Raw genomic sequence first — 12,420 nt, forward strand, 5'->3', positions numbered from 1 at the left:
CGCCGCCGCTCGCGGCCGACCGCCCGCGAAGCTAACCCGCCTCCTTCTCCGTCAGCCGCTGCTCCGCGTCCGTGAGTTTGCGCAGCATCTCCCGGACCCGGTCCCTGGACTCGTCCGCCGCGTCGATGGCCTCCATGCACTGCCAGTAGGTGCCCTCGTCGTCCGCGGCGCAGGCGAGGCCCACGAGGGCGATGCCCACCTCGCCGAGGAGGCCGCCGAGGTAGCGCAGCGCCTGTCCTGCGTCGCCCAGTTCGGTGAGCTGGGCGGCTCGTAAATCCTCCGTGGCGAGCTGCGGCGCGTCCAGGACGCCGCAGCCCCGGCCCGCCAGCTCGGTCAACCCCAGTGCCTCGCCGCGTAGTTCGGGTGGTCCGTAGACCGCGAGGCGACTGCCTATCGCCTGTGCCAGTGCCTGTGCCTGCCACACCTCCGTCAAGGTCTCCGGCGTACCGCCGGATCCCGCCAGGGCACGTCTGCTCGTCACGATGAGCCGCACCGCGTCCATGCGCTGTCCCCGTCTGCCACGACGCGCTGTCCGCACGCCGACTCGAACCCCGCCATTCACTACCCAGCGTGAGCGCGTGCGGGGCGAAAAGCCAGAGGAAGGCGGAAATCTGCGGACAACAAATCGATTTCGAGCGGGATTTCGACTTCGGAGAGTGAAAACGGATCGAACGGCTCCTTACGAGGCCGGGAACCGCCGCTCGTTGCGGTCGATTTTCGCGGCCAGGGCCGCCAGCGGATCGACGCCGAGCACCTCGCACAGTTGGAGCAGATAGGCGAGGACGTCGGCGACCTCGTCGGTGACGCGGTGAGCGGTCTCGGGGTCGTCCATCACCCGCGTCGACTCCTCCGGCGTCAACCACTGGAAGATCTCGACCAGTTCGGAGGCCTCCACGCTGAGGGCCGCGACGAGGTTCTTGGGGGTGTGGTACTGCCGCCAGTCGCGGGCGGCGGCGAAGTCGGCCAGCCTGCGCTGCAGTTTCGGCACGTCGAGGGGCCCGGGGTCGAGTGGTTCTGTCACGGCTCCAGGTGTACCACTGTGACTCCGGCCGTCCCCTCCGCCCAGGACGCGTCGCTCACCGCGGCGACGAACCGGATGTGTCCGCGGGCGGCCATCCGCGTGGCCAGCCGCAGCAGTTCGTTCCGCTGGCCGGGGTCGAGGCAGCGGTCGAACCCGTCGGCGAGCACGGTGAGCGCCTGCATCGCCGCGGGCACCTCACCGGCCGCGTCCACCTCCAGCACCCCGGGCCCGGTCAGCAGGACCAGAGCGAGGGCCAGGTATCTCAACTCGCCGTCCCCGAGCCGGCGCAGGGCCGTGCGGTGTCCGTCGCCCCGGTCGAGCAGCGCGCGGACGGCGCCGTCGGCGAACGGTTCGGCGAGTACGTCCGTCACGGCGCCGGCGCAGCCGCCGCGGACCGCGGCGACGAGCTGGGCGTGCCGCCTGCCGCACTCCGCCTGGGTGCGCCACAGGACGTCGGCGAGGTTGTCGCAGCCGCTGAGCAGGCGGCCGGAGCCGGTCGGCACGGGGGCCCGCATACGGCCGGGGTCCGGGTCGCAGGCGAAGACGGAGCGCAGGGCGACCACCATCTGCTCGGCTGCGGCGAGCACGCGGCGCTGGCCGTCGGTCTTGCCGGCCACACGTAACGGCAGCAGCGCGGTGCCGAGCCGGTCGTCGGGCAGCGGGGCGCGGGTCACGGGGGACGAGCCCGCCGTGTGCCAGGCCGCCTGCACGAACGGTCGGGACGGATCGCGCAGCGCGGTCTCCAGCAGGACGAGACCGCCGGCCGTCAACCGCTCGCCCACGATGCGCAGTTCGGGCTCGGCCTGCACGGCGACGTCGAGCCTGACAGGCCCCTCCGGTCCGTCGACGGTGCATCCGATCCGAAAGCCCCGGCGCCGCTGTGCGTCGGGCCGGGCCCGCTCGGGCACGCAGTCCCCGGCATCGGGGAACACCTCGCCGACCGCGCCGCCCCCGCCGAGGCGCGCCAAGGCCTCGTACGCCCGCAGGGCCGTCGTCTTGCCGGCCCCGCTGGGCCCGGCGAACAGTGTGACGGGCCCGAGGGCGAGCCCGGCCTGCCGGTGCCCGGCGAACGCGGAGAGCCGGAGTTCGGTGACGCACGGGCGGACGGGGTGCGCCCGGCCGGCGGGTGAGACGGGCTCGGACGCCACGGCGTCGCTCGCGAGGTCGATGGGCGCAGGCGCCGCGTCCGGTTCGGGGCGCGTGGAAGGGACGGTCATGACCGGACCGTAGGACTCCGCCTGGAGGCGAACCGTTTTGCCCGGGAGACCTTCCTACGATCGAGGGACCACGTCCCGGCGGAACAGGGTCAGGAGCCCGCGGCCCCCGCGTCCTCGATCAGGTCCGTGACCTCGGTGTCGGCCGGTGTCAGCAGGAACACGTTGCGGTCGACGCGGTGCATGCCGCTGGCGAGGCCGAAGACGACGCCGGTGCTGAAGTCGAGGACGCGCTTGGCGACCTCGGTCTCCGCGCCGCTGAGGTCGAGCAGGACCGGGATGCCGGCCATGAGGGTCTCGGCGACCTCGCGGGCGTCGGCGAAGATGTTGACCCGCAGGACGACGAAGCGGCGGCGGGTCTCCGTCTCCGCGTCGGGCAGCGAGCGGTGGTCCACGGACGACGGCCACGCGTCCCGGCCTCGCAGTGGCACGACCTGGGCGAGCCCTTCCCACTGTTCATCGGTGACGTCGTGGCTGTTCACCGGCTCCCCCCGAACTGACTCGTCCTCAACTGCTGCACCAGCCATTCTTACGCCATGTCACCCGTTCGGCCTAACAGCGACACGGTCCGCGACCCGGTGGAAGGGCGGCACACAGGCCCCGGAGCAAGCCTTACCGGCCTCACACCGGACTCTTCACCTCCGGCGACGCCCCGCTCACCGGGCGCGACTAGCCTCCCGTGACGTGCACTTGGCAGAAACGCAGCTGGTGGCACCCGGTCGGCGGGCCCGGTCGGCGGTGTCCGCCGCCCCGGAAGCCCCCGCGCAGTGGCACCGCGTCCTGACCCTGCTCGCCGACATCAGCCTCTTCATCGGCGCCCGCTCGGTGTGGACCCAGGGCGCGAGCCACCGCCTCCCCGTGGCCGCGGTGGTCTCGCTCTGCTACGTCTCGATCCTGGTGTCCGGGGTGCTGGCCCTGGTGGTCCGCCGCACCCGCTCGCTGGCCCGCCTGGACCTGTGCGTCCTCGCGACCGCGATTACGCTCGCGCTGTGCACCTGGCTCATGAACCACGGCGGCTCGGACGAGGCCCTGCTGTCCACCCAGGCCGCCCGCTCACTCGTCGCGGGCCACCCCGTCTACGGACAGTCCTGGCCCTGGCTCTTCGGCCACGGCGTCGGCCTCACCCCGACGATGAGCGGCGGCTACGACCTCACGTACGGCTATCCCCCGCTGGTCCCGCTGCTGACCGCGCCGCTGCTGTGGCTGGGCCACGGCGCCATCCCGGCGACCGCCGTGGGCACGGGCGCACTGCTCGTGGGCACGGTCGTGCTGTGGCGGATGCTGCCCGTGCCGTGGCGCTCGGCGGCGACCATGGCCTGCCTCGGCTTCGGCTTCCTGCCGATGTACGCACGGCTCGGCTACCCGGCGATCACCGCCCTGGCCCTGCTGATCCCGGTGGTGGTCCGCTGGCCCCGGATCGGCCGCGGCGGACGCCTCGGCGCCGCCGGCATCGCCCGTGCCGTGTGCCTGGGCGCGGCGTGCGCGGCACAGCAACTGCCGTGGTTCCTCGCGCCGTTCCTGCTCGCGGGCGTGTACGCGGTACGCCGGGGCGAGTTGGGCGGCCGGGTGGCGGGGCTGCTGGTGCTGCGGATCACCGGCATCGTGGCCACCGTGTGGCTGCTGATCAACACGTACTTCATCGTGAGCGAGCCGGGCACCTGGATCAGGGGGGTCGCGCTGCCGCTGACCCAGGGCGCGACCCTGCACGGCCAGGGCCTCGTGGACATCTCGCTCTACTTCACCGCCGGCAGCGACCGTCTCGACTGGTACGGGCACGCGAGCGTGCTGCTCGCGGCGGGGCTGCTCGTGCTGATGGTGCTGTTCATGCGCCGGCTCGGGCCCGCGGCGACCGTCCTGCCCTGGTGCGCCTTCTATCTGGCGACCCGCTCGCAGGACGGCTACTACCTGCTGATGACGCCGCTGTGGCTGGCGGCCGCGGTGACCGCTCCCCCGGCGGAGTTCGAGGGCGCCTGGCAGCCGCGCCCGCGCCCGCTGTCCGGTCCGCACCGGCGTACGGCTCTGGGGGCCGCGGCCGTGCTCGCGCTCGTGCCGGCGCTGCTGAGCGCGGTTCTCGCGGTGAGTGGTTCGGCGCCGTTGCAGATGCGGGTCGCGGCGGTGGGCCGGGCGGCGGCGCACGGGATCCGGGCGAATGTCCTGACGCGGCTGACCCTGCGGGTCACCAACAGGGACGGCACCGCGCTCACCCCGCACTACATGCTGACCATGAGCCAGGGCTCCAGCACGTACTGGTCCGTGGTGACGGGCCCGGCCACGATCCCGGCCCACCGGACCGAACGGGTCGAGATCAGACCGGCCGCGGGGAAGTTCACGCTGTCGACGAAGCCGAGTGCGCGGATACGGCTGCGGGCGTTCACCGCGGGGCCGCAGACCTTGTCGAGTGTGTACGTGCACCTGGTCGACCGGGGGGCCGTCGCGCAGGCCCACAACGGGGATTGACGGTACGTCAGTCCCGTACGGGGAAAGGGTGGTTGACGGGCGTCAGGCCTGTGCGCGGACGAAGCGGAGCGTGCTGGTGACCGTGGTCAGGCCGCGGATCATGCCCATCTGGTTCCAGCCCAGGCCGAATTCGGCGCGGTCCACGGTGAACTCCGCCTCCAGGGTGAGCGCGTCGGCGCTCGCGCCGGTCAGCTTGGCCGTCACGGGCTGCGGGCGGCTGATGCCGCGCACGGTCAGCTGACCGGCGACCTCGACGGTCTCGCCGTCACGCAGTTCCGCGGTGCGGACGGCGAAGGTGATCTCGGGGTGGTTCTCGACGTCGAAGAAGTCCGCGCCGCGCAGATGCTCGTCGCGCTTGCGGTTCTTGGTGTCGATGGAGGCCGCGCTCAGCGTCACGGTGCCGGTCGCGGATCCGGCGGCGCTCACCTCGCCCTGGCCTGCGACGGCGTCGACGGTGCCCTTCACGGTGACCATGCCCCACATCGTCTTGTGCCGCAGGGCGACGGTGGAGGCGGTGGTGTCGAGCTGCCACAGGCCTGTTTCCACGGCGACGGTCATGATCGTTCTCCAGTCCGGGTAGTTCAAATTTGGTTGCTTCAAATTTGGATGACTGTGACACTAGCCCATTATCCAAAAATGGACAACCCCTCGACGCCCTCAGCGACACCAGTCGTGACGCCCTCCGCGATGCCCGCTGTCCAAAATTGGACAACAGGTAGACTCGATGCCATGGCCGACCCCGAGGAGCACTCCGCCCAGCTGCCGCAATGCCCGTCCGCGAGCGGCGAGGGCCTGCTGCCCCCGGAGCTTCGGGCGTGGATGGTGCTGCTGGCGGCCACGGGGGCGGTGGAGCAGCAGCTGCGGTCGGTCGTGAAGGAGCGGCTCGATGTTTCGCACGACGAGTTCCTGATCCTGTGCCTGCTCGCCGAGCAGCCGAGGACGGGGTTGCGGATGACGCAGATCGCGGAGCTCCTGGGCCGCCCGAAGACCCGGCTCACCTACCAGATCGCCTGCATCCAGCACGCCGGCCTGGTCACCCGCACATCGGTCTCCGGCGACCGGCGGGGCGTCCAGGTCGCCCTCACCGAGAAGGGCCGCGACCTCCTCCAGGGAGCCTCGGGAGTCCTCGCCGAAACCGTCAGCAAGGCGCTCGCGCGCTTCGTGGGGCCGGCGGAGCGGGAGGCGGTGTGCGGGTTGCTGCCCGACCTCGCGGAGAGGTCGGACAGCGGAACGCCGACGGCGGAGTAGCGGGGGGTGTCGTGGGGCCCCGCCGGGGGGCGGGGTTGCGGTCGGGCCACCGCATGGGCGAACGCCGCACGGACCGCCGCACGGCAAGCGCCGCGCCCGGTCTGCGGGATGGCCAAACCCTCTCAGCCGCCGCACACCGGACGCCACACTCGGCTCAAGCCATCAACACGGCGTCCGCGTCCGTCAGTTGATCCACGAGCGTGGCTCGCGCCCAGGCCGCCGCACCGTGGACCCCGCACTCAGGCCGCCCCACGGCAAGCCCCGCGCCGCCCGGCCCGCGCATGGCCAAACTCACTCAGCCACCGCACACCGGACGCCACACTCGCCTCAAGCCATCAACACCGCGTCCGCGCCGATCAGTTGATCCACGAGCGCGGCTCGCGCCCGGGCCACTCGTGAGCGGACCGTTCCCACCGGGCAGTCGCTCAGTGCGGCGGCCTCCGCGTAGGGCAGGCCGAGGAGTTGGGTGAGGATGAAGGCCTGCCGGCGCTCGTCCGGCAGCGCGGACAGCAGGTCGAGCAGGACCACACCGTCGTCGAAGCCCGGCAGGCCCCGCGGCTGGGCGCGTTCGGCGGCCGGCTCCCAGTCCGGCGCGTCGCACTGCCGGGGGCGTGCCGCGGCGTACCGGTAGCCGTCGATCACCGCGCGGCGGGCGATGGACAGCAGCCAGGAACGGGCCGAGGAGCGGCCCTCGAACCGGTGCAGGCTGCCGAGCGCCCGCAGGAACGTGTCCTGCGCGAGGTCGTCCACGGCCTGCGGATCGGCGCACAGATGGGCGACGTAACGCCGGACGTCGCGGTGCAGGGCGTGGACGAAGCGCTCGACGGCGGCCCGGTCGCCGGTCCGGGCGGCGAGGGCCCACGCGGTTATGGACTCGTCGCGGGTGTCGAACGTGTCGAACGTGTCGAAGGGGACGAGCACGTCGGCCGGGTCGCTCGGGGCGCCGGCGGTGTCGAGGACGTCGGCTTCGACGTCGGTTTCCGCGCGCGGCGCGGGCAGGGCAGGAGTGATCACCTGGGGTCCTTCTCGGGATCCGCGAACCGGATCGCGGGCGCGCGAGGGCGCGGGCGGTCCGGTGGAAGGGGAGGGCGGCCTACGGCGTCGACGCGCGTACGGCCGTGATCGGGGCGTGCGCAGGGGCCGCCCCGGGAGCCGGCTGTCGTCAGACGACAGCCGTGGCCGCGGGCGGCCCCCGAGAGGTGATCGCGTGGGTGAGGTGGAGCAGGCGCGGCGCCCGGTCGGAGCGCCGGCGGTGCGGGCGTACCCGCGGCCGGTCGGGGGTGGCGGGCAGCGCGAGCAGCAGCCGGAGCGGGGCCACCAGTCGGGCGGCGACGGCCCGCAGGATGCGGAAGGCCGCCCGTTCCCCGTACGCCAGCCACAGACCGCACAGCAGCGCGGCCAGCAGGTGGGCGGCGAGCATGCCGAGGGACGACGAGGTGCCGCCGCCCATGGAGTTGGCCATGCTCATGGAACCCGTTGAGCCCCCGGAGCCCGCCGACATGGACGCCGTGGCATCCATGGAGGCCATGTCCATGGAGTCCGTCGAGGACATGTGCATCCCGCCCATGTCCATGGAGTCCATGGTGTGCCCCGCCTCGGCGTGCGCCGACTGTGCCAGCGAGAACGCCGAGTGGAGCAGGGTCTGGGCGGTGACCACGACGGCCACGATCAGCGGGAGCCCGCGTTCACGGCCCGTCAGGCACCAGCCGGCGGCGCCGGTCGCGGCCGTGCCGGCGACGAGCGCCCACAGGGGCACCTCGGTGCCGGACATCATCACGTGGCCCAGGGCGGCGAGCAGCACGCACACGGCCGCGAACACCGCGGTCCGCAGCGTGCGGGAAACCCACCCTGGCCTCATGCGCCTCATCCTCGCATCCGGGTCGTCACCGGCAAGGGTGAGTACGGAAGCGCACAGGCCACCACACTCAAACCACAGGCTGTGACCCAGGACACGAGGACGAGAACGGCCATCGCCTACGAGGACGAGCGGCGGCCGCGCACCACGGCGAACGCGCCCACCGCCAGGCCCAGTACGCCCACGACGAGACCGGCGATACCCAGCCCGCGCGCGGTGGAGTCACTGGCGTCGGAACTGTCGGAGCTGCTCGAACCGTCCGACGCGGACGCCTGCGCGGTCGCGGACGCGGACGGCGCCGCCTCCGAATCGCCGTCCTCCGCGGCGCCCTTGGCGGTCAGCTTCAGGACCGGTGCCGGGTTCTCCGGCTCCTCGTCGCCCGACTGCGCCTCCTCGATCCAGCGGACGGTCTTGCCGTCGGAGTACGTCTGGAGGGTCTTGAAGGTCAACTGGTCGGTGTCGTCCGGCAGTTGTCCGAAGGCGACGTCGAAGTCCTCGAACTGTCCGGCGCCGATCTTCCCGCCGGTCCAGGTGACCGCGGAGACCGCGTCGGTGATGGTGCCGTCGTCGGTCTTGACCGGCGTCTTGAGCTTGGTGGTGGTGACCTTGGCGGTCCAGCCGTCGTGCGGGGAGACGAGCACGCCGAGGACGGGGTGGTCGGTGGGCAGGAAGACCTGCACCTTGGTGGTGCTCGCGGTGTCCTCCTCGTTGGGCACGCGGAAGGTCAGGACACCGTCCGTGGCGCCCTTCGCGTAGCTCTCGGGGTGGACGGTGACGTGCGCGGAGGCGATACCCGCAGCGGTCATGATCGCGGTGGCGGCGAGGCCGGTGACGATTCCGGCGCGGCGCAGGGTGGTGCGTACTGGGGACATGGGTGGGCCGATCTCCGTACTGGAAAGGTGTGTTGGGGTCAGTTCGCGTACGAAGTCCCCGGCGGCGGCCCACGCCGCTGCACCGCATGGCGCAGAAGGAGTCGCCCGCCGAGCGGTCGTGGCCCGACCGCGCAGAGGGCTACGGCGTCCGGTGCGGCCGGCACGCCCCGCGCCCCGTCGCGGACCCGCCACCAGGCCACCAGCCCCGGCACCAGCGTGACGGCCCGGCGCAGCAGCGACCAGAGCGCGGCCTCGCCGCGCCGCAGCCACCAGGTGAGCAGGACCGCGGCCGTGACGTGGGCGGCGGTGGCGTGCGGGGTCAGCGCGTGGGCGTGGCTGTGGACGTGCGCGTGCGCGGCCATCCGCATGCCGTGCGCGGACACCATGCCCTGCATCCCCGGCATCGACGTCATGCCCTGCATGGAGGTCATGCCCTGCAGGGAGGTCATCGAGCGCAGGGAGCCCAGGCCGCCCAGGCCATGGGAACGGGCCGCGTCGAAGGTCAGATGCAGTCCGCCCTGGGCCGTGAGGGTGCCGGCGCCGATGGCGGCCAGCGAGCGCTCCCGGCCGCCCAGCAGGTACCCGGCCCCGAAGACCGGTACGAACCCGGCGGCCTGCGCCCACACGGGCGGTGCCGCACCGGTGGCCAGGGCGTGTCCTCCGGCGGCGAGCAGCACGCACAGCGCGGCGAAGACCGCCGCGCGCAGCATGCGTACCGAAGGAGACGCCGTCATGGCGCCCGATCCTGCCACGCGCCGGTAGGGCCCCGCCCCGCGGATCCCCAAGCCCGCGGCCGCACACTGGAGAACGACAGCGCGACGAACCGAGGCGGTGACGGCATGACGGCCGGTCTGCACATCCGTATCGACGCCGTCGACCTGCCGGGCCGCGCCTGCGGACCCGCCGAGGGCGTCCCGTCGTACACGAACATCCATGTCGCCGTGCAGCGCCGGAACCGTCCGGCCGAGCTGCTCGGTGCCACGCCCGGGGACGCCGGGTCCGCGAGGTGGCGGCTGGAGTGCACCGCCGTCGTCTCAGCGGACAGCACGGATGTGAAGGGGCCGTATGTGCAGGGCGGGCCGGGCGGCCGGTTCGTCTATCTGTCGTGGGGGTCGGTCGACGAGGGCGGCGCCTTCACCATGTTCCGCCGCGCCAAGCTGATGCTCGACGCGGTGCCGGGCGAGGTGCTCGACGCCGCCGTGCGCGAGGGGCTGCTGGTCGGGCGGCTCGGGCTGACGGACGCGCGCGGCGGGCCGCTCTGCGCGCGCGTGGTGCCGCCGCGGATCGTCTGGACGGCGGAGAGCGACAGCGCCGAGCAGAAGTGACCCTCGCCGAGGGTGACCGTCGACGGTCCGCAACGGTGTGCGAGCATGAACCGCGTGACAGCCCGCGCACAGCAACGCACCGCGCCGCCGCACCCCGTGCGGTGGCGGGCGCTGCTCGTGCTCGGGCTCCTCGTCGGGCTGCTGGGCATGCACTCGCTGGCTCCCGGCGGCGGCATGCACGAGCACTCCGCCGACCGGCACACGACGGTCGCGGCCGCCGCGCACGGGGACTGTGCCGGCGACGACTGCGGCTCGGGGCAGATGCACCACGCCGACCGGACCTGCGTGTCCGGGGCCGTGAGCGGCGGGCCCGCGCTGCCCGCGCTCGTGCCCGACCCGGTGGCCGCCGCCGTACCGGCCGAAGCGCCGCGCTCGTACGCCGTCACCGCGCCGGACGGCGGCCGTGCGCCGCCCGATCTGGCCGAACTCCAACTCCTGCGGATCTAGAGGCCGTTGCCCGCACCGCGCTCCCGTCGCCGGGGCGACGCGGTGCGCTCGCGCACGCCCTCACACGCCAGATCCCTTTCGCACAGCAGGAGTTCCCGTATGCGCAACACCCTTCGTACGTCCCCGATCCGCCGGGTCGCCCTGGTCGCCGCGGCCCTGTCCGCCGCGCTCGTTCTCGCCGCCTGTGGCGGTGAGGACGGTGACAGCGGCCACGGTTCCACCGCGTCCTCGACCAGCGCGGGCACCGGCGCCCGCGGACACAACGCCCAGGACGTGGCCTTCGCGCAGGGCATGATCCCGCACCACCAGGAGGCCCTGAAGATGGCCTCGCTCGCCGCCGACCGGGCCTCGTCGGCCCAGGTAAAGAGCCTCGCCTCGCGGATCGAGAAGGCCCAGGACCCGGAGATCAGGACGATGTCCGGCTGGCTGAAGGCCTGGGGCGAGAAGCCGGGCATGAACCACTCGGAGCACTCCGGGATGCCGGGGATGATGGCCGACCAGGACATGACCGAGCTGGAGAAGGCGTCCGGCAGCGGCTTCGACACCATGTTCCTGACCATGATGACCGAGCACCACCAGGGTGCCGTGACCATGGCCAACACCGAGCAGCACAAGGGCAGTTACGGTCCCGCCAAGGACCTCGCCGGTGACATCGTCACCGCGCAGACCGCCGAGATCGCCGAGATGAAGAAGCTCCTCGGCAAGGGCTGAGTGCGCTGGTGGGCGGGCCGGTGCCTGGCACCGGCCCGCCCATCCTCCCGCCCCCCTACACGGAGTACGAGTGGGCGCCCGTGCCCGCCAAGTGGCCACCCTCCACGATCAGATACTCGTCGCGGATCGGCCGGCCCGCGAAGAACGACTCCAGGATCTCCCGGGTGCCGGCCGCGTAACGGGCCTGCGCGGAGAGGGAGGAGCCGGAGATGTGCGGGGTCATGCCGTGGTGCGGCATGGTCCGCCAGGGGTGGTCGGCGGGGGCGGGCTGCGGATACCAGACGTCACCCGCGTACCCCGCCAACTGCCCGCTGCGCAGGGCCCGGTCGACGGCGTCCCGGTCGGCGATCTTCGCCCGCGCGGTGTTGATGAGATAGGCGCCGCGCTTCATCGAGCCGATCAGCTCGTCGCCGAACAGGCCCTCCGTCTCGGGGTGCAGCGGCGCGTTGACGGTGACGACGTCGCAGTGCGGCACCATGGCGGCGGCGCTCTCGTGCCAGGTCAGGCCCAGTTCGCGCTCGATGTCCTCGGGCAGCCGGTGGCGGTCGGTGTAGTGCAGCTTGACGTCGAAGGGGGCGAGCCTGCGCAGCACCGCGAGCCCGATCCGCCCGGCGGCGACCGTGCCGACCTGCATGCCTTCGAGGTCGTACGAACGCTCCACGCAGTCCGCGATGTTCCAGCCGCCGTCGAGGACGACCTGGTGCGAGGGCAGGTAGTTGCGCACCAGCGACAGCGTCATCATCACCACGTGTTCGGCGACGCTGATGCTGTTGCAGTACGTCACCTCGGCGACCGTCACGCCGTGCGCGATCGCGGCGTCCAGGTCGACGTGGTCGGAGCCGATGCCGGCGGTGACGGCGAGCTTGAGGTTCTTCGCGGCGGCGATGCGTTCCGGGGTGAGGTACGCCGGCCAGAAGGGCTGCGAGATCACGACGTCCGCGTCGGCCAGTTCACGGTCGAAGGCGGACCCTGCGCCGTCCTTCTCGGAGGTGACGACGAGGGTGTGGCCCGCCTTCTCCAGGAAGGAGCGCAGGCCCAGTTCGCCGGAGACGCTGCCGAGGAGCCGGCCGGGGGTGAAGTCGATCGCCTCGGGGGTCGGGGTGGTCTGGCCGCCGGGGTAGTGGTCGATCACGGGGAGGTCGTCGCGGGCGTACGTGGTGGGGTATCCGTCGGTGGGGTCGTCGTACAGCACGCAGAGCACCTTGGCCATGTCGCGGCTCCTCAACTGGCGTTGCGGGAAGGTGCTGTTCACGATGCTCGCGGGCGATCG

At 72.6% G+C, this 12,420-nt stretch carries 15 protein-coding genes; 5 read left to right on the forward strand and 10 right to left on the reverse strand.

Annotated elements, in window-relative coordinates:
• Positions 1–31: 31 nt before the first annotated feature.
• The 4 genes from ACIQI8_RS08950 to ACIQI8_RS08965 form a co-directional block, all read right to left on the reverse strand.
• The gene (locus ACIQI8_RS08950) at positions 32–502 is read right to left on the reverse strand and encodes a DUF6099 family protein (protein WP_401721892.1); all 471 of its coding nucleotides are present in this window, start codon (positions 500–502) and stop codon (positions 32–34) included.
• Between the two features lie 177 nt (positions 503–679).
• Entirely contained in the window at positions 680–1,021 is a 342-nt protein-coding gene (locus ACIQI8_RS08955) for a nucleotide pyrophosphohydrolase (RefSeq protein WP_402346358.1), read from the reverse strand.
• Positions 1,018–2,238, reverse strand: a complete 1,221-nt coding sequence (locus tag ACIQI8_RS08960) for an AAA family ATPase (RefSeq protein ID WP_402346360.1) — start codon at positions 2,236–2,238, stop codon at positions 1,018–1,020. Before ACIQI8_RS08960 ends, ACIQI8_RS08955 begins: the two co-directional genes overlap by 4 nt.
• An 89-nt stretch (positions 2,239–2,327) precedes the next feature.
• Positions 2,328–2,762, reverse strand: a complete 435-nt coding sequence (locus ACIQI8_RS08965; protein WP_402346362.1) for a cell division protein SepF — start codon at positions 2,760–2,762, stop codon at positions 2,328–2,330.
• Positions 2,763–2,919: 157 nt separating this feature from the next.
• On the opposite strand from ACIQI8_RS08965, the gene ACIQI8_RS08970 reads away from it, so the two are divergent.
• The gene (locus ACIQI8_RS08970; RefSeq protein WP_402346364.1) at positions 2,920–4,692 is read left to right on the forward strand and encodes a hypothetical protein; all 1,773 of its coding nucleotides are present in this window, start codon (positions 2,920–2,922) and stop codon (positions 4,690–4,692) included.
• A 42-nt stretch (positions 4,693–4,734) separates the two neighbouring features.
• Here ACIQI8_RS08970 and ACIQI8_RS08975 read toward each other — a convergent pair whose 3' ends face one another.
• Positions 4,735–5,250: a YceI family protein gene (locus ACIQI8_RS08975; protein ID WP_402346366.1), complete on the reverse strand. Its 516-nt coding sequence runs from the start codon at positions 5,248–5,250 to the stop codon at positions 4,735–4,737.
• Between the two features lie 171 nt (positions 5,251–5,421).
• On the opposite strand from ACIQI8_RS08975, the gene ACIQI8_RS08980 reads away from it, so the two are divergent.
• Entirely contained in the window at positions 5,422–5,940 is a 519-nt protein-coding gene (locus ACIQI8_RS08980) for a MarR family winged helix-turn-helix transcriptional regulator (RefSeq protein ID WP_402346368.1), read from the forward strand.
• Between the two features lie 327 nt (positions 5,941–6,267).
• Here the strand turns inward: ACIQI8_RS08980 and ACIQI8_RS08985 are convergent, their stop codons facing one another.
• The 4 genes from ACIQI8_RS08985 to ACIQI8_RS09000 all read right to left on the reverse strand — a co-directional run bounded on the left by ACIQI8_RS08985 (position 6,268) and on the right by ACIQI8_RS09000 (position 9,401).
• A complete protein-coding gene (locus ACIQI8_RS08985) occupies positions 6,268–6,861 on the reverse strand; it encodes a sigma-70 family RNA polymerase sigma factor (protein WP_402346774.1) in 594 nt (197 codons plus the stop codon).
• Between the two features lie 241 nt (positions 6,862–7,102).
• On the reverse strand, positions 7,103–7,798 hold the full coding sequence (locus tag ACIQI8_RS08990) for a hypothetical protein (RefSeq protein WP_402346370.1): 696 nt from the start codon (positions 7,796–7,798) through the stop codon (positions 7,103–7,105).
• Positions 7,799–7,914: 116 nt separating this feature from the next.
• Positions 7,915–8,667: a YcnI family protein gene (locus ACIQI8_RS08995; RefSeq protein WP_402346371.1), complete on the reverse strand. Its 753-nt coding sequence runs from the start codon at positions 8,665–8,667 to the stop codon at positions 7,915–7,917.
• A 38-nt stretch (positions 8,668–8,705) separates the two neighbouring features.
• A complete protein-coding gene (locus ACIQI8_RS09000; RefSeq protein ID WP_402346373.1) occupies positions 8,706–9,401 on the reverse strand; it encodes a hypothetical protein in 696 nt (231 codons plus the stop codon).
• A gap of 105 nt (positions 9,402–9,506) precedes the next feature.
• On the opposite strand from ACIQI8_RS09000, the gene ACIQI8_RS09005 reads away from it, so the two are divergent.
• The 3 genes from ACIQI8_RS09005 to ACIQI8_RS09015 all read left to right on the forward strand — a co-directional run bounded on the left by ACIQI8_RS09005 (position 9,507) and on the right by ACIQI8_RS09015 (position 11,150).
• Positions 9,507–9,992, forward strand: coding sequence for a DUF5990 family protein (locus tag ACIQI8_RS09005; RefSeq protein WP_402346375.1), 486 nt, complete (start codon positions 9,507–9,509; stop codon positions 9,990–9,992).
• A gap of 54 nt (positions 9,993–10,046) precedes the next feature.
• Positions 10,047–10,439 carry a DUF6153 family protein gene (locus tag ACIQI8_RS09010; RefSeq protein WP_402346776.1) on the forward strand — a complete coding sequence of 131 codons (393 nt, stop codon included), beginning with the start codon at positions 10,047–10,049 and terminating at the stop codon, positions 10,437–10,439.
• A 99-nt stretch (positions 10,440–10,538) separates the two neighbouring features.
• Positions 10,539–11,150 carry a DUF305 domain-containing protein gene (locus ACIQI8_RS09015; protein ID WP_402346376.1) on the forward strand — a complete coding sequence of 204 codons (612 nt, stop codon included), beginning with the start codon at positions 10,539–10,541 and terminating at the stop codon, positions 11,148–11,150.
• 55 nt (positions 11,151–11,205) lie between these two features.
• On the opposite strand, the gene ACIQI8_RS09020 is transcribed toward ACIQI8_RS09015, so the two are convergent.
• The gene (locus ACIQI8_RS09020) at positions 11,206–12,360 is read right to left on the reverse strand and encodes an NAD-dependent formate dehydrogenase (RefSeq protein WP_402346378.1); all 1,155 of its coding nucleotides are present in this window, start codon (positions 12,358–12,360) and stop codon (positions 11,206–11,208) included.
• Positions 12,361–12,420 lie beyond the last annotated feature (60 nt).

Source organism: Streptomyces sp. NPDC092369 (genome assembly GCF_044755245.1).
Taxonomy (GTDB): Bacteria; Actinomycetota; Actinomycetes; order Streptomycetales; family Streptomycetaceae; genus Streptomyces.

What these genes read in the sequence shown, in the direction of transcription:
- ACIQI8_RS08990 (WP_402346370.1), bottom strand. Translation starts at nt 7,798, where the DNA reads ATGAGGCCAGGGTGGGTTTCCCGCACGCTGCGGACCGCGGTGTTCGCG.
- ACIQI8_RS08995 (WP_402346371.1), bottom strand. Translation starts at nt 8,667, where the DNA reads ATGTCCCCAGTACGCACCACCCTGCGCCGCGCCGGAATCGTCACCGGC.
- ACIQI8_RS08965 (WP_402346362.1), bottom strand. Translation starts at nt 2,762, where the DNA reads ATGGCTGGTGCAGCAGTTGAGGACGAGTCAGTTCGGGGGGAGCCGGTG.
- ACIQI8_RS08950 (WP_401721892.1), bottom strand. Translation starts at nt 502, where the DNA reads ATGGACGCGGTGCGGCTCATCGTGACGAGCAGACGTGCCCTGGCGGGA.
- ACIQI8_RS09015 (WP_402346376.1), top strand. Translation starts at nt 10,539, where the DNA reads ATGCGCAACACCCTTCGTACGTCCCCGATCCGCCGGGTCGCCCTGGTC.
- ACIQI8_RS08980 (WP_402346368.1), top strand. Translation starts at nt 5,422, where the DNA reads ATGGCCGACCCCGAGGAGCACTCCGCCCAGCTGCCGCAATGCCCGTCC.
- ACIQI8_RS08975 (WP_402346366.1), bottom strand. Translation starts at nt 5,250, where the DNA reads ATGACCGTCGCCGTGGAAACAGGCCTGTGGCAGCTCGACACCACCGCC.
- ACIQI8_RS09020 (WP_402346378.1), bottom strand. Translation starts at nt 12,360, where the DNA reads ATGGCCAAGGTGCTCTGCGTGCTGTACGACGACCCCACCGACGGATAC.
- ACIQI8_RS09000 (WP_402346373.1), bottom strand. Translation starts at nt 9,401, where the DNA reads ATGACGGCGTCTCCTTCGGTACGCATGCTGCGCGCGGCGGTCTTCGCC.
- ACIQI8_RS09005 (WP_402346375.1), top strand. Translation starts at nt 9,507, where the DNA reads ATGACGGCCGGTCTGCACATCCGTATCGACGCCGTCGACCTGCCGGGC.
- ACIQI8_RS08960 (WP_402346360.1), bottom strand. Translation starts at nt 2,238, where the DNA reads ATGACCGTCCCTTCCACGCGCCCCGAACCGGACGCGGCGCCTGCGCCC.